This window comes from Paenibacillus sp. FSL H3-0333 (genome assembly GCF_038002805.1).
Taxonomy (GTDB): domain Bacteria; phylum Bacillota; class Bacilli; order Paenibacillales; family Paenibacillaceae; genus Paenibacillus_AQ; species Paenibacillus_AQ silagei.
Window position 1 is genome coordinate 1,058,103 of sequence record NZ_JBBODG010000001.1, and the last position, 23,676, is coordinate 1,081,778.

At 54.9% G+C, this 23,676-nt stretch carries 19 protein-coding genes and 1 pseudogene; 18 read left to right on the top strand and 2 right to left on the bottom strand.

Translation table 11 applies throughout. The features are described 5' to 3' along the window. Nucleotides 1-106 precede the first annotated feature (106 nt). The 15 genes from MHH78_RS04740 to MHH78_RS04810 all read left to right on the top strand — a co-directional run bounded on the left by MHH78_RS04740 (nt 107) and on the right by MHH78_RS04810 (nt 16,781). Nucleotides 107-1,474 (top strand): spore germination protein, encoded by a 1,368-nt coding sequence (locus tag MHH78_RS04740; protein ID WP_341142618.1) that lies wholly within the window; start codon nt 107-109, stop codon nt 1,472-1,474. Continuing rightward, nucleotides 1,474-2,571: a GerAB/ArcD/ProY family transporter gene (locus tag MHH78_RS04745; protein WP_341166749.1), complete on the top strand. Its 1,098-nt coding sequence runs from the start codon at nt 1,474-1,476 to the stop codon at nt 2,569-2,571. Before MHH78_RS04740 ends, MHH78_RS04745 begins: the two co-directional genes overlap by 1 nt. Continuing rightward, the gene (locus MHH78_RS04750; RefSeq protein WP_341166750.1) at nt 2,568-3,683 is read left to right on the top strand and encodes a Ger(x)C family spore germination protein; all 1,116 of its coding nucleotides are present in this window, start codon (nt 2,568-2,570) and stop codon (nt 3,681-3,683) included. Before MHH78_RS04745 ends, MHH78_RS04750 begins: the two co-directional genes overlap by 4 nt. Before the next feature lie 72 nt (nt 3,684-3,755). Continuing rightward, a complete protein-coding gene (locus tag MHH78_RS04755) occupies nt 3,756-4,157 on the top strand; it encodes a Fur family transcriptional regulator (protein WP_036692190.1) in 402 nt (133 codons plus the stop codon). Between the two features lie 236 nt (nt 4,158-4,393). Continuing rightward, on the top strand, nt 4,394-6,448 hold the full coding sequence (locus MHH78_RS04760) for a methyl-accepting chemotaxis protein (RefSeq protein WP_341166751.1): 2,055 nt from the start codon (nt 4,394-4,396) through the stop codon (nt 6,446-6,448). A 91-nt stretch (nt 6,449-6,539) separates the two neighbouring features. Further along, nucleotides 6,540-7,352: a uroporphyrinogen-III synthase gene (locus MHH78_RS04765; RefSeq protein ID WP_341166752.1), complete on the top strand. Its 813-nt coding sequence runs from the start codon at nt 6,540-6,542 to the stop codon at nt 7,350-7,352. A 61-nt stretch (nt 7,353-7,413) separates the two neighbouring features. Continuing rightward, nucleotides 7,414-8,046: a ThuA domain-containing protein gene (locus MHH78_RS04770; RefSeq protein ID WP_339251967.1), complete on the top strand. Its 633-nt coding sequence runs from the start codon at nt 7,414-7,416 to the stop codon at nt 8,044-8,046. A gap of 115 nt (nt 8,047-8,161) precedes the next feature. After that, on the top strand, nt 8,162-8,509 hold the full coding sequence (locus MHH78_RS04775) for a phasin family protein (RefSeq protein WP_341166753.1): 348 nt from the start codon (nt 8,162-8,164) through the stop codon (nt 8,507-8,509). Beyond that, a complete protein-coding gene (locus MHH78_RS04780) occupies nt 8,510-10,180 on the top strand; it encodes an ABC1 kinase family protein (protein WP_341166754.1) in 1,671 nt (556 codons plus the stop codon). A 348-nt stretch (nt 10,181-10,528) separates the two neighbouring features. Beyond that, a complete protein-coding gene (locus MHH78_RS04785; protein WP_445668031.1) occupies nt 10,529-12,493 on the top strand; it encodes a DEAD/DEAH box helicase in 1,965 nt (654 codons plus the stop codon). A gap of 259 nt (nt 12,494-12,752) precedes the next feature. After that, on the top strand, nt 12,753-13,586 hold the full coding sequence (locus MHH78_RS04790) for a M15 family metallopeptidase (RefSeq protein ID WP_036726142.1): 834 nt from the start codon (nt 12,753-12,755) through the stop codon (nt 13,584-13,586). A gap of 544 nt (nt 13,587-14,130) precedes the next feature. Further along, entirely contained in the window at nt 14,131-14,469 is a 339-nt protein-coding gene (locus MHH78_RS04795) for a DUF3243 domain-containing protein (protein ID WP_341166756.1), read from the top strand. Nucleotides 14,470-14,757: 288 nt separating this feature from the next. Continuing rightward, on the top strand, nt 14,758-15,135 hold the full coding sequence (locus MHH78_RS04800) for a methyltransferase family protein (RefSeq protein WP_340827658.1): 378 nt from the start codon (nt 14,758-14,760) through the stop codon (nt 15,133-15,135). Nucleotides 15,136-15,171: 36 nt separating this feature from the next. Beyond that, the gene (locus MHH78_RS04805) at nt 15,172-16,194 is read left to right on the top strand and encodes an LLM class flavin-dependent oxidoreductase (RefSeq protein ID WP_341166757.1); all 1,023 of its coding nucleotides are present in this window, start codon (nt 15,172-15,174) and stop codon (nt 16,192-16,194) included. 110 nt (nt 16,195-16,304) lie between these two features. Continuing rightward, entirely contained in the window at nt 16,305-16,781 is a 477-nt protein-coding gene (locus MHH78_RS04810) for a glutathione peroxidase (protein ID WP_341166758.1), read from the top strand. A gap of 124 nt (nt 16,782-16,905) precedes the next feature. On the opposite strand, the gene MHH78_RS04815 is transcribed toward MHH78_RS04810, so the two are convergent. Both MHH78_RS04815 and tnpA read right to left on the bottom strand, forming a co-directional pair. Next, entirely contained in the window at nt 16,906-17,901 is a 996-nt protein-coding gene (locus MHH78_RS04815; protein WP_341170279.1) for an RNA-guided endonuclease InsQ/TnpB family protein, read from the bottom strand. A gap of 66 nt (nt 17,902-17,967) precedes the next feature. Next, nucleotides 17,968-18,369, bottom strand: a pseudogene (gene tnpA / locus MHH78_RS04820) (IS200/IS605 family transposase); the annotation flags it as partial. 388 nt (nt 18,370-18,757) lie between these two features. Here tnpA and MHH78_RS04825 point away from each other — a divergent pair. The 3 genes from MHH78_RS04825 (at nt 18,758) to MHH78_RS04835 (ending at nt 23,327) form a co-directional block, all read left to right on the top strand. Continuing rightward, nucleotides 18,758-20,392 carry a formate--tetrahydrofolate ligase gene (locus MHH78_RS04825; RefSeq protein ID WP_076080897.1) on the top strand — a complete coding sequence of 545 codons (1,635 nt, stop codon included), beginning with the start codon at nt 18,758-18,760 and terminating at the stop codon, nt 20,390-20,392. 506 nt (nt 20,393-20,898) lie between these two features. Then, nucleotides 20,899-22,263, top strand: a complete 1,365-nt coding sequence (locus MHH78_RS04830) for an FAD-dependent oxidoreductase (protein WP_341166759.1) — start codon at nt 20,899-20,901, stop codon at nt 22,261-22,263. Nucleotides 22,264-22,499: 236 nt separating this feature from the next. Beyond that, a complete protein-coding gene (locus MHH78_RS04835; protein ID WP_076080893.1) occupies nt 22,500-23,327 on the top strand; it encodes a formate/nitrite transporter family protein in 828 nt (275 codons plus the stop codon). Nucleotides 23,328-23,676 lie beyond the last annotated feature (349 nt).

A 23,676-nucleotide genomic window follows, 5' to 3' on the forward strand; every position in this document is an offset into this window, starting at 1 on the left:
CGTGAAAAGAAACGCCCCGCTCCCCCGGCAGGTGCATGAAAACCGCCAGAAAGTGCCAACCTAAGAAGAAATTCACGGAGCAGCGGGCGGAGAGGGGCAGAGACCTATGTCGGAACAACAGCATACACAAGCGGTCCTGCTCGAATGGATCAGAAGCCAGCTAAGCGGGTTCGGCGACCTTGAAGACAAGATCTTGACGATTCCGGCGGGACAGGTCAGCCTGCTCTATATCAAAAGTGTGACAGACGGACAGGCCATCAGCCGCAATATTATTGCTCCGTTCTACGAGATGGGCCATCCCGCAGCCTACTACAGCTATGTGGCCGATTACCCCGGCAGTGAAGAGGTGACAGACGGGCAGCGTGCTCTGGATCTTCTGCTCAGCGGCTATGCCTGTATTGGGCGGGAGGGCAAGCTCTGCTGCTTCGATGTCCTCCGGGCGGAGGCCAGCAGTATCAAGGAGACGATCACGGAGAGTATCAGCCAAGGTCCATCCGATGCGCTGGGGGAGAGTCTGGCGGTGAACCTCAATCTGGTCCGGCGGCGGTATCTGTCCTCTGCGCTCAAGATGGAATTTACCGTTATCGGCAATGTGTCCAAGACTAAGGTGGCAATTCTCTATGACGAGAGCCGGGTGAATCACCAGGTGCTGGCGGAGTTAAAAGAGAAGCTGGACTCGCTGAAGCTCGACATTCTGCAGGCTGCCGGTGAACTGGAGAAATATATCAGCAGCGACAAGCTGCGCATTTTTCCCAAGACCATAGTAACCGAGCGCCCCGACCGGGTGGTATTCAATCTGGCAGAGGGCAAGGTGGCGGTCCTGCTGGATACGACCGGGTATGCGATTGTGCTTCCGTCCATATTCAATGATTTCTTCACCGCCATGGATGACAAAATCCATCTGCCCTTCGTCGGCCGCTTCCTGAAGCTGCTGCGCATTCTGGGCGTGGCCATGACGTTATGGCTGCCGGCCTTGTACATTGCCTTCACCTCATACAATCCGGAGATTGTGCGGGTGCAGATCGCCCTGCTGATCGGGGGAAGCCGCGCTACGGTGCCTTACCCTTCTTTTGTCGAGGTGATTCTGATGATGATTATGATGGAATTCCTGACGGAGGCCAGCTTGCGTCTGCCCAGAGCCATCGGTCCTACAGCGACCACGGTCGGCGGTCTGATCCTGGGGCAGGCTGCTACAGCGGCAGGGCTGATCGGCAACATTATGATTATTCTCGTCTCCGTAGTGGCGATATCCAATTTCCTGGTTCCGCTGAATATGATGAGCTTCTCCATCCGTGTGCTGAAGTATTTCTTTGTCATTGCCGCAGCTGTGCTCGGGCTTGTCGGTGTCGTGATCTGCCTGGTGGGCTTCACGCTGTACTTATGCAGCCAGCGCAGCTTCGGCCAGCCGTATTTCAAGATGTTCGTCCTTGATTCGCTGGGAGCGTCACTGAAAAAGAAAAGCGGGGGCTCCTAATGGCAAACAGCCGCTATTTCTACTGTCTGTTTCTCATGAATTCCTTGATCAATATCATTAACTTCGCCCCGCGGGAGCTGCTGGATGCCCGCTTCGACGGTGCGCAGTCCTCCATTCTGGTTGCGGTGGGCACGGGCACGCTGTTCATCTATCTTTTCACCAGTGTCATTTGTAAATTCCCGGGAAAGGGACTGCCAGAGATCTTCGGTTCAGTGATGCCGAGGCTGCTGGCCTCTCCGCTGATTATCGTATATGCGGTTCTCTGGTATCTGGCCGGGGCGCTGATTCTTCTGTCCTTTGTGGATATTACCCTGCGGTTCATCAGCCCGGACACCGGCCCAATGGCAGTCTTGCTCGGGTTCCTGGTATTGACCTGCCTCTGTGCCAGAATAGACTCGCTGTCCCTGCTCTATGGACTGGAAATTACACTGGCTATCACCCTGCCCTTAATTCTGTACACGACAGTCAAAGCAGTGGTGAACCCGGACTTTAGCTGGGACGCTGTGCTGCAGATCATGACACATGCCCTGCATCCTCCAGACTGGAACAGCATTGCAGCGGCGACCTTCACGTTCAGCGGCTACATTAATATGGCGGTCTTCAACCGGGTATTTCATGGCTTGAAGCTGAAGCATATCTGGATTCTGAGTCTGGAGGGGCTGCTCGTGCTGGCCATCACGTTTTATGTGCCCATCGGATATCACGGAACCGTCGGTGTCGAGCGGCATGTGTACACCTGGTTCACCACAGCGGACAGCATCCGGATTGAGTCGTTTTTGATTGAGCGTATGCTCTATCTCTTTTATTTTGCTTACAGCACGCTGGCGCTGGTCAGTGCCATTATCCAGTGGCATGTCGGCAAAGAGCTGCTCCTCAGCCAGCTCCCCTCCGCCCCCGGCAGACCTAAGACCAGACAGTGGCAGGAGATCGTCATTCTGGCGGTTTTTGCAGCGGGCACCCTGCTCCTGATGCGCATAGATCAGTACGATCTTAATATGCTCGGGGTATTCCTGCTGCATATCCGCTGGTACGGGGAGCTGCTGCTGATCCTGCTGTTATTCGGGTGCTACTGGATGGTAAGGAGGCGAAGAGCGTGAGAGCGGGAGTAATCGGGACTCTGCTGGTGATGCTGCTGTCTGCAACCATGACCCTGGCCCTTACAGGCTGCAATTTCAAGGATATTGACCGGAGAATATTTGTGGTTGCTATTGGCATTGATCCCGGCCGGAAGGAAGGAACGTTCAAGGTTAGTCTGAAGCTGGCGATTCCGCAAGGGGATGTCACGAAGATTGACGAGAAGATGCAGATTCTGACCGAAGAATCGGATAGTATCTCTGAAGCATTGCGCAGAATGAAGTCCAAGGTGGAGAAGGAGCTCGACTATGTGCACTGCAAATCGGTGATTCTGGGGGAAGGGCTTGCCGCGGATGATATCCGGCATGTAACGGACTGGGCAGTCCGGCGCAGAGACATCCAGCTGATTCTTAATTTCGCCGTGGGCAGGCCGGGGGCGCTGGAGGTGCTTCAGGTTAAGCCGCCGTCAGAGCGCATTCCGTCCAACTCGCTGATTCTGGCAATGAGCGGGCAAGGCACCGAGTCGCCCTTCATCTCCAGTGTGTATTCCTACCAGCTTATGCGGAGTATTTATGAGAATGGGATAGACCCCATATTGCCGGTTATTGAAGCGCAGAAGAAGGACCAGTTCCTGATTGACAAGATCGCTCTGCTGGATAAAAGAAAAATCAAGCTGGTCCTCTCCCCGGACGAGACCCGGTTGTTCAACCTGCTGTCCCGCTCCAATCTGCGGACGAACTTCCCCGCCCATATAGGCGGCGGTATGTATCAGTACTATACGGAGAGCTCCTCTTCAAGCTACCAGATTGTCACTCCCGCAGATGAAGATCCCTATCTCCGCTATACCATTAAAATCCGGGCGATCCTGGAGGAGAACAGCACGGCGGAGATCGTCACCCACCATATGCTGAAGGAGATTGGGGAGGCCGGTGCAGCGGAACTGGAACATGCCGTAACCGCACTGCTGGTCAAAATACAAGGCAGCGGCATGGACCCGCTGGGCTGGGGGCTGCATTACGGCGCGCGGCACTGGAATAATGATACGGAGATGGCTGACTGGGAGCGTCTGTATCCCCGGCTGCAATTTCAGGTCAAGGCCAAGGTGGACATTAAATACTCTGGAATGATCAAATAGAGCCGCGGCGGATTGACGCTTCCGGCATCAGGACTTATACTTGATCTAAAAACAAATTAGAGGATGATAAAGATGAGAACCCTGAACCTGACCTCTCAGCGTCAAGCCGTGTATGATATCGTCCGCAATTCCCATGATCACCCTACCGCTGCGGAAGTCATGAACCGGCTGGTTGAGCAGGGGCATAACCTCGCTTATGGAACGGTCTACAATTCCCTGCGCTACCTTACAGATAAGCAGATGATCCGCGAGCTGAAGCTGGGCGAGGCGGCCAGCCGGTATGATGCGCGCCTGGACGACCACCAGCATATTGTCTGTGAAATCTGCGGTGCCGTGGATGAAGTGATGAGCCAGGTCCCGCAGGAGTGGAGCGACTCGGTGGCAGCAGATACAGGCTATTCGATCACTCATACGCATGTGGTATTCGGAGGCATCTGCCCGGCCTGCCAGAGCAGAAATTCACGCCAGAACTAGGACGTTTGTATGAGGCGTGCTGGCTCGCTTAGTAACGGAATATAACAAAAGACCGTTTTCATGGAAACGGTCTTTTTGCTGTGCTCCTATAAAAATTATCAATAAATATAGGGAAATTATCATTAATTGCCGGAAAAAAGAGGGTTTCGGGGGCTGATATTTAATTATATATAAAGCCTGCCGCTATGATCCTTCTTAAGACCCAGGAAGAATGAAAGAGAGAGTGAGTCCATCATATGAATAAAAAGGTGCGTCTGAACATCCGTACGAAGCTGATTACTACCTATCTGCTTGTCCTGCTGGTACCGAGCATCATTATAGGCTGGTTAACCTATCAATCGGCCAGCAGCAACATGGGGGAGCAGCTTACCAATAATGCACAGGAAAGTGTAGTTGCAGTGAACCAGATCATAAGTTCCAATATTCAGTCGAAAATAGATGATATTCTCTATTTCGCCGGACAGCTTCCGGCAGATTCTATTAATAACGAGGCGGCCGGACTGGCGGCGCCTGCACTGGAGAACAGATTGCGGGAGTATGCCGCGCTGCATCCCGATGTGCTTGATATTTATGCCGGAACCAGCAAAGGCAAGAGCATCCGAGCGGCAGAGCTGGAGCTGCCGGAAGGCTATGATCCGCGCAAGGAGAATACATATATCAATGCGCTTAAGCAGGGCAGCGGCACTGTGATCTCACCGGTATTTCAGACGGTGAACGGGGAGAGCGCCATTGCGGTATCGGCGGTGCTCGCAGGCGGGGACGGCGTAGTCAGTCTTGATCTGAATCTGTCCTCCCTTGCCGGTATGACGGATATCAAGGTCGGTCAGGAGGGCTATATTCTGATTATCGACAGCAGCAAGAAATTCCTGGTTCATCCCACAGAAGCGATTGGCGCGGAATCCTCGCTTGAGTTCGTGAAGCAGATGTTCGGGAGTGAGAGCGGAAGCTTCGATTATGTATATAAGGATGCACCCAAGAAGATGACCTTCATGGTCAATGAGCTGACGGGCTGGCGAATCGGAGGCACCATCAGCTTGAATGAGATTACGCAGGCAACCAGCGGCATCCGTGAGACGGTCTGGCTGGTCATCTCTGTATCCGTGCTGCTGGCGCTGGTGCTGATCTATTTCAACATTGCGTCGATTCTGAAGCCGCTGATCCGCCTGCGCAAGGCAACCGAGCGGATTGCCGGCGGCGACCTGTCTGAGGATATCGGGGAATTCCGGGGGGATGAGATCGGCCTGCTGGCCGGGAATTTCCGCCTGATGGTGGAGAATCTGCGGCAGATGATTATCGGGGTGCAGACGATGACGGATAATGTCTCTTTCTCCGCGGAGCAGCTGAGCGCAGGGGCAGAGCAGACGACCAAGGCTATAGAGCATGTTACAGTAGCCATCCAGGAGGTGGCAGCCGGCACGCAGCAGCAGGTCAACAGTGTGCATAAAGGAATGGCAAGCACGGCAGCCACCACCACCGAGGTAGCCCATATCTCGGAGTTCATGAAGCAGGTATCGGTAATGATGGACAAGACCTCGCTGTCGGCTTCGGAGGGCAATGATTCGGTCATCAGCGTAGTCGACAAAATCAACGGCATTCATGAGACCGTGGAGGAGATGGGCAAGGTCATCGATCAGCTGAGTGAGCGGGTCGGGCAGATCCAGGGGATCACCGGTGTGATCTCGGGAATCTCGCGGCAGACGAACCTGCTGGCGCTGAATGCGTCCATAGAAGCGGCCAGAGCCGGTGAACAGGGTCGCGGGTTCGCTGTGGTAGCCTCGGAGGTCCGCAAGCTTGCGGAAGAATCCGGAAAGTCAGCAAGCCTGATCTCCGAGCAGGTTGCCTCTATCCATTCAGAGATGCTCCGGGCTACGGCAAGCATGGAGGATGCGAAGACCAAGGTGATGGACGGCATTATGGCTGTGGATACAACGGGACGTTCGTTCTCGCGTATCCGCAGGGCGATTAAGGGGGCCGCGGAGACTATAGGCGGAATGAACGAAGGCGTTCAGACCCTGACTGCAGAAGCAGATAGTCTGGATCAGGCTATTAGCGAGATCCGCGGCATTACCGAGGCCGCGGCAGGCAGTACCGAGACGATCTCGGCAGCAGCCCAGCAGCAGCTTGCCTCGGTGGAAGAGATCGCCTCTTCCTCAGCCGACCTGAGCCGGCAAGCCGATGAATTGCAGCAGCTGGTCGGACGCTTCAAGCTGTACCCGGGAAACCAGGCTCCTGCCGCGCCGGAAGCGGTCAAGCCGGGGGAGAACCTCCCTGGGGATCAGCAGAATTCATGAGGCCGAATATGCGGTCTGGTCTTTTCTTTTACCTCACTTTGCAAGTATACTGGTAAGCAACAATACGGGGTGATGAAGGGGAGAAGCGTTCATGGCAGAGCAATTAAAGGGCATTACCGTAGCCCTGGCCGGTCCGCGTAAAGCGGAAGACATGGCCAAGCTGGTAGAGAATATGGGAGGAACCGCGCTGCACCGTCCCGCTCAAGGGACAACCTTTCTGGATGATGCAGCCCTGCGTGAGGGGCTGATTGCCTGGACAGAGCAGCCGCCGGATCTGGCTATTCTGACTACCGGTATGGGGCTGGACGCATTGTTCGAGACGGCTGCGAAGCTGGCGCTTGCGGACCGCTTCCTGGAGGTTCTCTCTGGCTCACCTGTTGCTGCCCGTGGTTATAAGACAGTGAATGCCCTGAAGAAACGGGGACTTGAGCCGGTCGTGCGTGACGATGACGGCAGCTCTGCCGGACTGATTCGCGGCCTGCAGGACTATGATCTGCAGGGCAAGCGGGTCATGCTTCAGCTGCATGGGGAGACTGCCCCGCAGCTGACCGGTTGGCTGGAGCAGGCGGGCTCAGCCGTAAGCTGTGTGCAGCCTTACCGGTATACTCAGCCGGAGCCTGGAGCGCTGGAGCTGCTGCTCACAGAGATCACCGAAGGACAGGTGGATGCAGTGGCGTTCACAAGTGCGCCGCAATTCCGCTTCCTGGCACAGCATGCGCGGGAGCAGGGGCAGCTTGCGGCGTTGGTGCAGGCTTTTGAAGAGAGGGTGCTGGCGGTATCTGTCGGCCGTATGACCTCGGAGGCTCTGAAGGAAGAAGGCGTGAAGCGGATTGTCATGCCGGAGCACGAGCGGATGGGCAGCATGTTCGTTACCCTGGGCCGCTATATTGCGGCTAACCGGTAGCAGCAGGCCGTTCAATTACAGTTACTGCTACAAATACAGAGAGATATGGAGGAGGAGACCTATGGACAAGAGAAAATGCCTGTTGTTAGGCGATTACACACACCCCCGGTTTCACCCGTTGCAAGGTGTGGACAAGCAGGTCAGTGAAATTCTGCATGAGCTTCTGACGGTACAATGCTCGGAGAACAAGAAGCTGATGCTAAGCGAGCATTTGTCCGGATATGATCTGTGCATTGCATATAATGAATTGTGGAATGAAACCGTATCTCCGCAGCAGACGGCAGGTCTGCTGAGCTATGTCAGCGGAGGAGGCGGTCTGATTGTCCTGCACACCGGGGTATCCCTGGCGAAGCGTTATGAGCTGGCCCAGCTGATCGGTGCCAGATTCACCGGCCATCCGGCCTATACTCCGCTTCAGTTCAAGGTGCAGGAGCATGATATTACCGAAGGCATCGAAGACTTCCAGCTCGATGAAGAGCCGTACCGGTTCGAGTTCGATCCGTTCACCGAGAAGCAGATTCTGCTCGAATACGAAGCGGACGGGGAGATGCTGCCTGCGGCCTGGTGCCACAGCTATGGCCTGGGACGGGTGGTCTATCTGATGCCCGGCCATCATGAGCCGTCGTTCCGGCATCCGGCTGTTCGTCAGCTGATTCTGCGGGCAGCCACCTGGGCGGCGCGTATCCCCAGATAATCAGCAAATAATCGGCAATATCGAAGCTTAGCCCCACTTTGTGGGGTTATTTTGTGAAATGGCGGGCGAAGGGGTATACTTTATCCATAACTGCAATCTTTGGGAGGGAAGTACCATGAGTGATCTGTTGAAGAAAGCTATCTCATTAGGCGTAGGCCTCACCATTGTCAGCAAGGAGAAGGTTGAGAAGGTCGTTGACGATCTGGTGAAGCGGGGCGAGCTGGCCCCATCGGAATCCAAGGCGCTGGTGGAACGGCTGGTAGAGCGCGGAGATGAAGAACGGGGTGTGTTCAAGTCTGCCGTGCAGGAGCAGGTTCAGCGGGTGCTGAAGGAGCTTAAGGTACCTGTGCAGGAGGATATCACCAGGCTGGAGTCGCGCATTGCCCAGCTTGAGGGCCGTGTTGCCGAGCTTGAGGGCAAGTCAACCCAGGAGACCACCGTGCCGGAACAGCGTACGGAATAAATGGCTGTCCGCATAAGGCATGCCGGACGTTACCGGGCAATCGCCATGGCGCTTATGCGTCATGGCTTCGGCTATATGGTGGAGGAACTGGGCCTCTACCATCTTCTGTCACTTCCCCGCAGGATCATCACACAGGAGGTTCATGAAAGTGTGACCCTCGCTGAACGGGTCCGCAGGGTGCTGGAGGAACTGGGGCCGACCTTCGTCAAATTGGGCCAGCTTGCCAGTACGCGCTCCGATCTGCTGCCTGATGCGATTATTCAGGAGCTGGTCAAGCTGCAGGACCATGTGCCGCCGTTCTCAGCCGAGACAGCCCGCAATATTCTGGAGCAGGAGCTGGATCAGCCTATTGATGCGGTCTTCGAATACTTCGAGAATAATCCGCTCGCTGCCGCCTCCATCGGCCAGGTGCACCGGGCTGTGCTGCATGGCGGGCAGAGTGTAGCGGTCAAAATACAACGTCCAGGCGTCATGCGGACGATGAGCAGGGATCTTGAGATTCTATCGGATCTAAGCCTGCTCGCCGAGCGCAAGATGGACTGGGCCAGGCAATACGGATTAGCCCGGATGGTCGAGGAATTCTCACGGGCCCTGCTGGCGGAGCTGGATTACGCCCAGGAAGGGCGCAATGCCGAGCGTATAGCCGGGCAGCTGTCTGCTCAAGATAACGTATATATACCGGCCATCTATTGGGACTTCAGCTCCACCAGGATTCTGACCATGGAGTACATGGAAGGAATTACGCTGAACCGCAAGGACGAGCTCCTGGGCTCGGGCGTGAAGCTTAAGACAATCGCCCAGCAGTTTGTGGAGATGATGCTGAACCAGATTTTTATTCATGGCTTCTTTCATGCCGACCCGCATCCAGGCAATGTCATGGTGCTGGAGGACGGGAAGCTGGCCCTGATTGATTTCGGGATGGTCGGACGGCTTAGCGAGGAGATGAAGGATGGCCTGTCCGCGCTTGTGATTGCACTCATGCGCAAGAATACGGACTCAATGGTACGGGCCATTCTGCGCCTGGGAGTAATCCCGGAGGAGGCCGACCGGATGGCACTGCACGAGGATATGGACCGGCTGCGCGAGCAGTATTATGATATCCCGTTCAAGCAGGTCAGCATCGGCAAGGCGCTGAATGATCTGTTCAGCATTGCCCGCAAGCACCGGCTGGTCATTCCGCCGGATCTGGCGCTGCTGGGCAAGACGATGCTGACCCTGGAGGGCATGGTCGCCAGCCTGGACCCGGCCTTCAGCATTATGCAGATGGCCGAGCCGTTCGGCAGGCGGCTGATCAAGCAGCGCTTCAGCGGAAGCCGCCTGCAGCGCAAGCTGCTGGGCGGGGTAGCTGATCTTGCCGAAAGTCTGGTCGAGCTTCCCGCTCAGGCCCGGCAGCTCTCCTCGCTGATCAGCAAGGGGAAGCTGAAGGTGGAGATCGGGGTCCCCGAGCTGCAGGACCTGGAGCATAAGTTCAGCCGGATCGGCAACCGCCTCTCCTTCAGTATCGTGCTGCTGGCCTTCAGCATCATCATGGCCGGACTGATTGTTGCCTCCTCCCTGCGCGGCGAGCCGTCGCTGCTCTGGGACTTCCCGATTGTGGAGATCGGCTCGGTCATCGCACTGCTGATGATTCTGTGGCTGCTGTTCTCCATCTTCAAATCGGGCAGATTCTAGCCGGGAGGGCCGGATAAATAATTATTCTTCGCCGAATGCACACAAAGGTTGCAAAATCAAGTACAATATTAAGATAACTTGCCACAATTAAAGTGTAATGGAACGCAAATGGAGTGCCGTCTGAACGTCCGGTGGATCGCTGCTGCGCCGTATAACCGAACGTTCGACCGCTGCCTTGCGGGCCCATGGGACGGAAGGGCTCCGGTGACGGGGTGCTTCCGCTTTTATTTGAAACGATAAGAATGTGAACGGTACCGTCCTTGTCAAAGGACCTGAGGGTGAAATGCCCCTCAGCTTACATTGCGTACATTACTCCGTTACATGGATGAATATAAGTTATGAACTGAAATGTTGAACAGAAAATTTAAGGAAATTAGTGAGGTGGAGCAATTGCCGGGTTTTAAAGATTTAGGAGTATCTGAAGTGCTGATTGATCTGCTCAAGGGGCAGGGCATCGTGAAGCCGACGCCGGTGCAGGAAGAGGCGATTCCGCCGCTGGTGCAGGGTCTGGATGTGATCGCACGTGCGAAGACGGGAACGGGGAAGACGCTGGCTTTTCTGCTCCCGATTATGGACAAGATCCGGGTTGAGGCCGCTTATCCGCAGGCGCTGATTCTGGCACCGACGCGTGAGCTGGCGCTGCAGATTACCGAAGAGGCACGCAAGCTGGCCCGTCATACGGGCGTGAAGATTCTGGCGGTCTACGGCGGTCAGGATGTGGAGAAGCAGCTTCGTAAGCTGGAAGGCGGCAGACATCTGATCATCGGTACGCCGGGACGGCTGCTGGATCACCTCCGCCGGGAGACCCTGGACCTTAGCGGTGTGAAGATGCTGGTGCTGGATGAAGCGGACCAGATGCTGCATATGGGCTTCCTGGAGGATGTGGAGACCATCATTACGGCTGTGCCTTACCGCCGCCAGACGATGCTGTTCTCCGCGACGATGCCGGACCCGATCAAACGGCTGGCAGCGAACTATATGAAGGAGCCGCTGGATGTCATTATCAAGAGCGGTTCGCCGATCCCTCTGGACAATATCCGCCAGCAAGTGGTGGAATGCTCGGACCGCAACAAGGAGGAGGCGCTGATCTCCCTGATTGAGCGCGACCGTCCTTATCTGGCGATCATCTTCTGCCGGACGAAGCGCCGGGCCATCAAGCTGAACGAGGCGCTGCAGGCGGCCGGGTATGACTGTGACGAGCTGCACGGCGATCTATCGCAGGGCAAGCGCGAAGCCGTCATGAAGCGGTTCCGGGACGCCAAGCTCCAGCTGCTGGTGGCTACGGATGTGGCGGCACGGGGTCTGGATGTTGAAGGGGTCACCCATATCTTCAACTATGATCTTCCGCTGGATGCGGACAGCTATATTCACCGGATCGGCCGCACCGGCCGCGCCGGAGGCAAGGGCCTCGCGATCACGTTCGCTTCGCCGCGTGAGCGCGCCGGGCTCGAACTGATCGAGCATGGCATCTCCCAGCGGCTGGACCGCCGCCGGTACGAGAAGGATGAATTCGGCGTAGGCGAATTCACCTCGGTGCAAGGCGGCGGCTCGCCGCGCGGGCGGCAGAGCGCGGCGCCTGAAGCGGCGCGCGCCGGCCGTGGCGGCCGCGGGCAGGGCCGCAGCGGCGGTGCGCCGCGCGGCGAAGCCGCAGGGCGTCCGGGCGGGCGCGGACGCGGCGGCAAGGACGCAGGCGGCTGGGGCGCGCCTGCGGAAGGCGGCGGCCGCAGCCGGAAGGACGCGGCCGGAGGCGGCAAGCGCAGCGCGTACAGCGCAGCTGCGGCGCCGAAGGGCGACTCCGCCGGGCAAGGCGCGGCGAAGAAGCCGAGACCTGGCGGCGGCTACGGCGCCTTCGCCAGCGGTGGCGACAGCGCACCAGCCAGCGGCTATGCTGCGGGTGCAGGTGCGGGTGCCGCAGCCGGGCGCGGCGGCAAGGGTGGCGCTGCGCGGGGCGGTTCCGCCAGAGGCAACGCCTCCCAGGGCGGGCCGAGCAGCGGCTACAGCACCAACGTATCCCGAGGCGCAGAAGCTGGCGGCTTCAGCTACGGCGCTTCGAAGGGTGCCGGCTCCGGGGCCGGGTATAATCCCGGCGGCGCGAAGTCGAGCCCGAAATTCCGGGCGCATGTAGCGCGCAGCAACGATGCGGGCGGCTATAACGCCTCCGCTCCCAAAGGCGGCTCACGCGGCGGCTCTAAGGGCGGTAAGGGCGGCTTCAGCTCGGGCGGACGCAGCAGCAGCGGCGGGAATTCATCGCGCGGCGGGCGCAGCGGTGGCTCCGGCGGCGGTGCACGCGGCGGACGCGGCTCCTCCAGATAAAGGCGCTTTACATGCATAGCTAATCCTTGTTACCATAGGGCCGTTGGCGTAACAGCCAATGACTCTATGGTAATATTTATTTACTGAAACCTTTTGGCTACCAGGCCTGTCTAATAGATACCGCCAGAAAGATTCGGGCAGGTATTCGGGTACAAGTATAAATAGAGAGATAAAGAATGTAACCTGCACTTTTGATCAGGCGGGGTTCTGCCGAATTCAGGAGTGCGGGGGTACACAACGTTTAGGAGGATTACACAGCATGTCCAAAACCGCTAAAATTGTCATTCTACTCATCGTCGTCATTGCGGTCGGCTGGGGAATCGGGAAGTACACGGCACCGTCCGCTTCCCAGGAGAACGAAACCAATATAAATGCAGGCACAGATCTGGGAGCCGAGGGGCCGGAGGCAGCGCCTGAAGCTTCGGCAGTGCCGGAGCCTACGGATCAGCCAGCTCCTGGCGGTTCAGGCAATGGCACATCCGGGAACAATGCTGCGCAGATGGTGGTAGCCGAGCCGGAGAGCATCACGGTTATGGTTAATAAGCAGTACAGCCTGCCTGATCAGTATAAGCCTGCCGATCTGGTCTACCCGGACGTACCTTTTATCTTCTCGGAGAAGATTGAGAAGCGGATGCTGCGGCGTGAAGCGGCTGCGGCGCTGGAGGAGATGTTCGCGGGGGCGAAGGCGGACGGGGTCTATCTGGCCGGTGTATCCGGCTACCGTTCGGAATCGACCCAGAGACGGCTGTTCGATAACTATGTCGCCAGAGACGGCGAAGAGAAGGCCCGGACTTACAGCGCCATGCCGGGACACAGCGAGCATCAGACGGGGCTGGCCATTGACCTGTCCGGCAGAGACGGCAAGTGTGCGGCGGAGAGCTGCTTTGCAGGAACGAAGGAAGCGGAGTGGCTTGCCGCCCATGCCGCTGAATACGGCTATATTATCCGGTTCCTTGAAGGCAAAGAGGCGATTACCGGGTACAAGTATGAGCCTTGGCATGTCCGTTATGTAGGCAAGGAGATTGCGGCTTCCATAGCCGAAAGAGGGATTACACTCGAGGAGTATTATGACGCCGTCCCGGTGTCGAATTAACCCTACACTATAATCAGGCGGTCCCGCGATTTGCGGGGCCGTTTGTGTGTCTGGGCGGGCGGGAGGTGATTTGTTCGCCAGTTGGCTGTATCGCCACAATGAAGCGTGTACGGACATTAACGGGGCGCTATAGTAAGAGGTTGCATCTCTGAAGCTACAAAGAAGCAGGCTAGGGTGAGTAATGTATGCTTTTGATGCTACAAGGCACGCTAATGTCGGGTAATAGATGCTCTGATCATACGTGTGTCAGGAGAATAAGTGGATTTCATCCACCTGCTGTGGCGCGATTGAGCCCTCCTCCGGTAGCAATTGGAAAAAGAGCACTTAATTAATCACTATTCAGCAAAAGTACCCAAACTCCACAAATTAGATGCTGTTTTTCCAATTGCTTCCGGCCAATCGTCTGAAACCGGGAAAATAAGATACGTTAATCCACTCGCTTGCTTCTGAGGCGGGTAATGGCTCGTTCAGCAGCATGGTTCACCCCTGGAAACGCTGGTTAAGTAGTGGGAAACCGCACACTATGAAATGGGAGGCGTTCTGGATGTCTGAACATAATCATGTGGTGAGTAAGGACGGCAGTGTGACCATGAACCGGGTAACGGATGCGCTGGACCGGATCGATCCGGGGCAGAAGGAGATGATTCTGGACAATTTCGGGCAGTTCAAGGCGTATTTAGGAAAGCGCATTCAACTGGCGCAAAAAATCGGCCTCAGCGACGAACAGCTGGCACTGGCCGCCGAGAAAATCGCCGATTATCTGGCAGCGTACGAGGAGCCCCGCAATAGCGAAGAGAAGCTGCTGCTGGAATTGTGGAAGGCCGGGAACAAGGAGGAGCGCCACCGGTTGGCGCATATGCTGGTGAAGATGGTGCAGCACTAAAAGTAGCGGTACCACTGGCAACTCAAGCAATACAAGCACGGCAAGCAGCATGACTCCCTGAAACAGTAACAACGTTGCTCCATCCCATCCTATAAAAGTAAAGTAAATCAGGCGGTTCCGTGATACTTGCGGTGCTGCCTATTTGCTGTGCAGGAAACAATTGACCCAGCAACCCAATGACCACCCTTAATCTCCTATCCCTGATTTTATTCTGTACGTTCCTTGCCTCTTATGTGTTAAAGCTTGTAATTCTAAACAGAAAGAACATCCATAGCTGAGCCGTATCTTGTGAACTTGCTTGGGCGGCATTATAATCTTCCGGTTGTGAATTATATCGGTGTGGGTATAGTTAGTATAGGGTGTGCGGTATTCATTCTTGCCATGGCAGCGATGAGCACGTCCTGGAGAGTAGGAATTGATAAGTCCACAACAACCAGACTGGTGACCCGCGGGGTGTATAAGGTTAGCCGGAACGCTGCTTTTGTCGGCTTCGATCTGATGTTCGCAGGTCTTTATCTTATGTATCCGAGCTGGCTGACGCTGGTTATTCTAGTGTTGAATGTTGCTGCTATTCATCTGCTGATTCTGCAGGAGGAGAAGCATTTGCGTCTTGTCTTTGGCGAAGAATACAGATCCTACAGCAGCAGGACGCCAAGATATCTCTGAAGACTCTATAATCCAACCCATTGGAGTTGCTCTCATATGAAATTAAGCATTCTCGATCAATCCCCGGTGCCGGAGGGAAGCACTCCGGCAGAGGCGCTCCGGCAGACGGCCCTGCTGGCCCGTGAAGCGGAGCGGCTCGGCTATCACCGCTTCTGGGTTGCGGAGCATCATGCTGCGCCAGGCCTTGCCGGCTCCAGCCCTGAAGTGCTAATGGCGCATCTCGCTGCGGTGACCTCAGCGATCCGCATCGGCTCGGGAGCGGTGCTGCTCCCGCATTACAGTGCGTTCAAGGTCGCGGAGAATTTCCGCGTCCTGGAGGCGCTCTATCCCGGGCGGATCGATCTCGGGATAGGGAGGGCGGCAGGCGGCGGTGCCCTGGCCGCCAAAGCACTACAGGATACCCGTGTGACTATCGACGACGTTGACCGGTACGAGCAGCAGATTCAGGAGCTGATAGTCTATCTCTATGAAACAGAGGGCGGAGCATCCCCGCAGCGCTATGCCGGATTGCGGGCAACGCCTGCGGTAGACTCAGCACCGGAAATCTGGCTGCTGGGCTCCAGCCGGGAGAGTGCGGCGCTCTCGGCCCGGCTGGGAACGGGTTATGCCTTCGCCCGGTTCATTGCCGGGAATGGGGGAGCGGGAGCGGTGCATGAGTACCAGGACAGCTTCGCGCCATCCGTGGCCGCTGCATCGCCGAAGCCGCTGCTTGCGGTGTTCGCCGTCTGTGCAGAGACATCGGCCGAAGCAGACCGGCTGGCTGCCAGTATGGATCTCTCACTGGTTAGCCTGGAGAGGGAACACCTCTCTTCCCCGACCCCGTCCGTAGAGACTGCACTGAACTATACATATACCCCTTACGACCGTTTCACCATTAAGGATAACCGGAAGCGGATGGTTATAGGCTCGCCTGCTGAAGTCAGGGAGCAGCTTCAGCTGCTGGCGGAAGAATACCGCTGCGGGGAGCTGATGATTTCTTCGCATATCTATGAGTTCAGGGACAAGCTGCAATCCATCCGGCTCATCGCCGAAGCCTGCGGGCTGCAGCGCAGGGCATAGCCTTTGCCGCTGGAATTTGGTTTTGGCTGCGAATAGGGTAGAATGAAGAGGTTACTTATATAAAGCGCACTTAAGAACTGGGCATACAGCCGAAAGGAAGCGAAGCAGAGATGTCGATTTATAGTTTTGCCGGAGTGAAGCCTTCGGGTACAGAAGTGCCGTTTAAGGACTATGAGGGCAAGGTGCTGCTGATTACCAATACGGCCAGCAAATGCGGACTGACCCCGCAGTACGGAGACTTGCAGAAGCTGCACGAGCAGTACGGGGACCGGGGGCTGGTGGTGCTGGGCTTTCCGTGCAACCAGTTCGGGGGTCAGGAGCCTGGCACAAGCGAGGAAGCGGAGTCCTTTTGCCAGATTAACTATGGAGTCACCTTCCCGGTGTTCGCCAAGGTCGATGTGAACGGTCCGGAGGCGAGCCTGCTATTTCAATATTTGAAGGGCCAGCAGCCGGGTGACGGCGAGAGCAGTGATATCCAGTGGAACTTCACGAAGTTCCTGGTGGACCGCAGCGGCAATGTAGTAGCCCGTGTCGAGCCGAAGGAATCACCGGAGAGCATGAAGGGGCTTATCGAATCCCTGCTTTGAACTTCCACACCCTTAAAAGGGCGGGATTCTTAGCTAGTTAGCGGGCGCATACGTTTCCGCTTTGCCCTACTGCTAAGTTAAGGGCGAGTTCATTCGCCCATCCTAGATCAGAGCGTATAGCTATCTAGGCTGGCAGACTGTTACCATCTGCCACAGGTTGACGCATGATGTTGATGGCACCGACCCGATCTCGATGTGCTGTATACCCGCAGTCGCACTGATACGTTCGATCCTTTGCTTTGTTCCGCTCTCCACAAGAGGGACAGGTTTGCGAGGTGTATGCCGGATTCACTTCAACCACTTGGATTCCAGCGAGTGCCGCCTTATATCCAATGAACATTTGCAACTGATAGAACGACCAATGATGCAGATTTTTAGCGTTTTTACGACTTGTTCTTGTCGTCTTACGGATATTCTTCAGCTTCTCTAGCTTGATGACAGATACCCTTTCTTGAATCGCCATATTTACGATCTGGCGGCTAATTTTGTGATTCTGATCTTTCATAAAACGACTTTCCTTGTCGTTCTGTTTGCGGATCGCTGATAGCTTTTTAAGCTTTCCTAATTTGCGGCGATAGCTATGGTACTTACGGCGAACAAACTTGTTTTGACGTCCATTTCCACAAAATTTGGTCTTTCCGCTAGAGGTTACGACAACAGCAGGTACTTTCAAGCCTAAATCAATCCCCATCACTTCATGACCATCGGCTGGCTCAGTGGGGCGTTCGATTGAAATTTGAACAAACCATTTCGCTGATTTTTGAACCACTCGCAGAAGTCCAAGTTTCCCATTCGAAAGCATGTCACGCTCCCGATCCGAAAGAAGCACAGGAACCACCAGACGTTGTACTTTTCTTTCCAGCATCACTGGAAAAGAAATGTGGTTGCCCCAAATCGTATAATTTTGATTGTTAACGTAATACACCCTCTTTTGGAGAAGAGGTCGCTTCTTCGTTTTCTTAAACCGCTGAAATAGGCTTTTGGCGTCTCGAATCACTTGATTCTTTACGGCAGAGGGTAGATTGGCATGAATGGTTTTTGAAGTTAGTTTGGGAAACGTTCCAGACCGTTCGGCTTGCTCCGTTAATTCGTTGACGGTTCGAATGTATTCGTTGCCCATATCCACCAATACAGACGGATGGGTTGGAAAAATGCGGATTTGAATCGTTACGGTTTGCAGGGTTTCACCCCTCTTTTTTTGTTCTTCAACATATTGTTTGATCGTTTTGCTTGAAACGTTCCCTGCGGTACTGACCAAGTAGGAACGAGTCCAGAGGGAAGGCAAGTGGTTCAAGTGCTTAAATTGTTCACGGAGGCACCGGGAAGTGAAGTGATTCTTTTCAGTTTCGCCATAAGTTCTGCGGGAGAATCGGTGGGCAGTACGTTTAGAAAAATATACACATGATCAGGCATGACTTCCATTGCGAGTAGCTGCCAATCCTGTTCGGCACATATCTCTATAACGATTTGCTTAAACTGAATCACCACTTGATCGACTAGCACTTTACGTCTGTATCTAGGGCAAAAAAACAAAATGATAGTTAATGAAGGATACGGTTGTTTTGGTATTTCTGTAGGATTGTCTCATACCTAAATTGTAGCATTTAAACAATTTAACTACTACAAGAACACGCGCTCATTTAGTACAATTTTTACAACATAAGGATGTTCCTTGATTAAAGAAGATTCAACCCACCCCTAAAGGAGTGGGCTTTCTCGACCAACTTCTTTAATGAAGTCGAAATCATCCGCTCTGAAGGCTGGAGCCAGGCTATACGTGTTCTCCCGGATAGTGGTGCAGATGCGCCCGGTCCGGGAGTTTTCTATACAATTAAGTTTCACCCTGTATGAAAATTATCCTTGAATCTTTTCAGAGACCCTGTATTCTTTGAAGAGAAATGCTTCGCCTGACTACATGAATCGCATACAGGAAGCAAGGATGCAGGATAATAACGGCAGGAGGGTTACATAACGGCATGAGGTTAATTACAGAGGTAGCATCGGCAGCGGGGATCAAGGAGGAGCATCTGGAACTGTACGGCAAATATAAAAGCAAGCTGGCGCCCTCGCTCTGGGCAGAGCTGAAGCACAAACCGGACGGCAAGCTGGTTCTGGTGACCGCGATGAATCCTACACCGGCAGGTGAGGGCAAGACGCTGACGACCATCGGGCTCGCCCAAGCGATGAATGCAGCGGGTGTACGGACGGTAGCAGCGCTGCGTGAACCCTCGCTTGGTCCCTGTCTGGGGATGAAGGGCGGAGCGACCGGGGGCGGCAAGGCGCAGATCGTTCCGGCAGATGAGATTAACCTGCATTTTACGGGGGATATCCATGCGGTGACGTCAGCACATAACCTGCTCTCGGCGATGATCGACAATCATATGTTCCAGGGCAACAGCCTGGGGCTTGATCCACAGCGAATCGTCTGGAAAAGGGTCATGGATATGAATGACCGCAGCCTGCGGAATATCGTGACCGGCATTGGGGACGGCAACGGAACTGTGCGGGAGAGCGGTTTTCAGATTACAACAGCCTCCGAGATTATGGCCGTGCTGTGCCTATGCAGCGACCTTGCGGATCTGAAGCAGCGGCTCAGCCGCATTCTGGTCGGGTATGACCATGCGGGTCAGCCGGTAACCGCACAGGCGATTGGAGCCGTGGAGGCGATGACTGCGCTGCTGAAGGAGGCGGTGAAGCCGAATCTGGTCCAGACGCTGGAAGGAACCCCGGTCATTGTACATGGCGGCCCGTTCGCTAATATTGCCCACGGCTGCAGCAGTGTAATCGGAACCCGCTACGCACTGAAGCTGGGCGATGTGGTGGTGACGGAGGCAGGCTTCGGCGCAGATCTGGGCGCGGAGAAATTCATGGACATCAAATGCCGCCAGGCCGGGCTGACACCTTCGGCTGCTGTTCTGGTGGTGACGGTGAAGTCGCTGAAATACAACGGCGGCGTCCGCAAGGAAGAGCTGTATGAGGGCAACCGGGCGGCGCTGCTCTCCGGAATGTCCAATATGGAGCGGCATATTGAGAATCTGCGCAAGTTCGGCGTGCCTGTGCTGGTGGCGCTGAATCATTTTGAAGGGGATGCCCCTGCTGAAGTGAATGAGGTGCTGGAAGCCTGCGGGCGGCTGGGTGTACCTGCTGCCGTATCCAAGGTATGGGCGGAGGGAAGCGCGGGTGGACAGGAGCTGGCGAAGGAGCTGATGAAGCTGCTGGACCGGGAAGAGCCTGTGAATTATGCGCCGCTGTATGAAGACCAACTGGATATCCCGTCGAAAATCAACCGCATCGTCACGGAGATCTACCGTGGTGCGGGAGTAGCCTTCTCTCCGGCAGCCAAGCGCAGTCTCGCTGTCATTGACCGGCTGGGCCTGCATCATCTTCAGGTCTGCATGGCCAAAACCCCGTATTCCTTCTCGGATCAGCCCCGGCTGCTCGGAGCCCCGGAAGGCTTCACCATGGGCATTCGGGACATCACTCTGTCCCTCGGGGCGGGATTCGCTGTAGTGATCACCGGCAACATGGTCACGATGCCGGGTCTCCCCGCCAAGCCTGCGGCAGAAAGCCTGTTGGTGGACGAGGATGGCGTAATCTCGGGTCTGGAATAAGACAGCATCAGCTAACAGTTGTAGTTTGGCCTCACTTTACCGCAGATATGCTGCGGAGGGTGAGGCTTTTTTGTATGCCAAAACAAACATGTCTTTCAAGGCACAACCCCAGCATGAAAATGAGCAGCGCGCCTAAAAACAGAACGATCACAATTGGACCGGGCGCGCCGCGTAGGCCAAATTTCCTCCTGCTGTTTCCTGCTCCTGGCAGACATAATGCCCCTCCTCCGGGGGAAACTAAGCCAAGGTTGAAGAGTGCAGCGGCGGTACAAATGGAGTGGATGATGCGGTGAAACTCCAAAGTTATTAAAATTTGAAATTGTGAACAATGTGAGAAAAATCACAATAACCCTTGCAATGTGATAAATATCACAATATAATCAGTGTATAAAGTGAAAACAATCACAAATGTAAAGTTGTATAAACGCAGTCAGTACAGCACTTTTTTACAGACGCAATCACAAGCCCTACTAAATAAGCTTTTCAACTTGGAGGAGGAAGAAATCATGAAAGTAGCAGTTATTGGATGTACCCACGCCGGAACGGCCGCCATTGTAAATACCGCACAGTTATACCCGGATGCACAGATTACGGTGTACGAGCGCAACGATAATATCTCATTCCTGTCTTGCGGCATAGCCTTATACGTTGGCGGTGTGGTCAAGGACCCGCAGGGACTATTCTATTCCTCCCCGGAACAGCTTGCCGCCCTGGGTGTGCTGACGAAGATGCGTCATGAGGTAATCAACATTGACACCGCCCGCCGGACCCTGAAGGCCCGCAACCTCGTCACCGGCGAGGAAATGGAAGATACTTATGACAAACTAATTATGACAACAGGTTCATGGCCGATTGTGCCTAAGCTCGAAGGAATAGAGATGGAGGGCATCCTGCTCTCGAAGAACTACAATCACTCCAACACCATTATCGAAGAAGCGCAGAAGGTGAAAAGAATTACTGTGGTCGGTGCCGGATATATCGGGGTCGAGCTGGTGGAAGCTTTTCAGATGAATGGCAAGGAAGTTACGCTGATTGATGGGGAAGACCGCATCCTGAGCAAATATCTCGATGAAGAGTTCACCGCACCGATCCAGCAGTCGCTTGAGGATCACGGCATTAAGCTGGCGCTGGGCGAGAAGGTCGCCTCCTTCGCTGGTGAGAACGGCAGAGTGACCAAGGTGATTACGAGCAAGGGTGAGCATGAGACGGATCTGGTGATTCTCTGCATTGGCTTCCGTCCGAATACAGAGCTGCTGAAGGGTCAAGTGGATATGCTGCCGAACGGCGCGATTATGGTTAACGATTATATGCAGACCAGCCTGCCGGATGTCTATGCTGCCGGTGACAGCTGCGCGATTCATTACAATCCAACGGGTAAACATGCATACATCCCGCTGGCCACCAACGCTGTGCGTATGGGAACGCTGGTTGCCCGCAATCTGGTCTCGAACACGATCCCTTACATGGGTACACAAGGAACATCGGGCATCAAGATCTACGAGGACAATATTGCCGGAACCGGACTGACTGAAGAGGCTGCTGCAGCCGAGGGAATGGATACGGAGAGCGTGATGCTGATCGACAACTACCGTCCGGAGTTCATGCCGACCTTCGAGCAGGTTCAGGTAAAAGTGGTCTTTGACCGTGCCACCCGCCGCATTCTGGGCGCGCAGATTATGTCCAAGATGGATCTGACGCAGTCGATCAATACCGTATCGGTCTGCATCCAGAATAAGATGACCGTGGACCAGCTGGCCTTCATCGACTTCTTCTTCCAGCCGCAATACAACAAGCCTTGGAACTTCCTGAACACCGCAGGCCTTCAGGCTCTGCCTAAGCTAGCTGCCGTCAAAGAACCTGTACACGTATAAGAGCTGAATATTTTGCCGGAGCCCGCTTAGGGCTCTTTTTTTGTGAACTCTCGATGCAATGGCAGCGGGAATGAAAAAATTTTCCGTACAGCCAGCTTTTATGGTAAATTTGACATGTCAGTGAAAACTTTCACGTGGTTTTTATGATAGTGACTTTTATCACGTAAATGTGATTGTGATCACGTTACAATGGCATAAAGGAACAAATTTTAAGTAATTAGAAGGGGATAGGAATCATGGCTTATAACAAACCGCAGGGAATCGCTGAAGTCACGGTAGAGAACGGAGTCAAGAAGGCGCATAATCCGCTCAGCACTGTACTCATTCTTGGTTTCTTGGGAGGAGCGTTTATCGCGCTCGGATTTTTGCTGGATATTCGTGTCATTGCCGGTGCGCCTGCCGAGTGGGGGTCCATTGCCAACTTCATCGGGGCTGCGGTGTTCCCGGTAGGACTGATCTTGGTGCTGCTTGCCGGAGGAGAACTGCTGACAGGCAATATGATGGCTGTGCCGCTGGCTTTTATTGCGAAGAAGATTTCCTTCTGGGAAGTCATTAAGAACCTGGTGCTGATCACACTCAGCAACCTGGCGGGTGCCTTATTCGTCGCTTATTTCTTCGGTCACATCGTTGGTCTTACATCAGATGGCGTGTATCTGGAGAAGCTGGTAAGTATGGCGGAGCATAAGATCGATGCTACGTTCCTGCAGGCTTTTATCTCCGGGATCGGCTGTAACTGGCTCGTAGCGCTGGCGGTATGGCTGTCGTACGGGGCAGACAATTTCAGCGGCAAAATCCTCGGTATCTGGTTCCCGACCATGGCGTTTGTAGCCATCGGCTTCCAGCACGTTGTAGCTAACATGTTCCTTATCCCTGCTGCGATCTTCGAAGGACATTTCACCTGGGGCCAGTATGTGGCCAACTTCGTTCCGGTCTGGCTGGGCAATCTGACGGGCGGCGCAATCTTCGTGGCTGCGGCGTACTGGATGGCTTATCTGCGCAAGGAGCCGGGTGCTGTGAGCCCAGCCGCAGGCGTACCTGCTGCTGGATTGAAGAAACACGCTTAATCTACAGATTTTGACCCGGTGTGAATCACATCGCTGGTCTGTAACATAGCTTGGCCTAAGCACTTCCTGCTTCTCGGCACCCTGCATCAAGGGATTCGTAGAGACAGGGAGTGTTTTTGTATCGGGTACAGCAGGATCATCCTCGGGACAAAACAAAATTCACCGTGCAATCCGATTCGGGGGAACGAAATCGGATCTCACGGTGAATAAAATAGGGAGTGTTTCATATGGATCATTACCCCGGCTTCCGGGGAACGAATCAGTGCGGGCGAGGTATTTTTCTTTACGTGTGAAAGAGCGGGTTATAGAATATTAATATCGCTGGCGGCGGTGAAGACAGGATTGATTT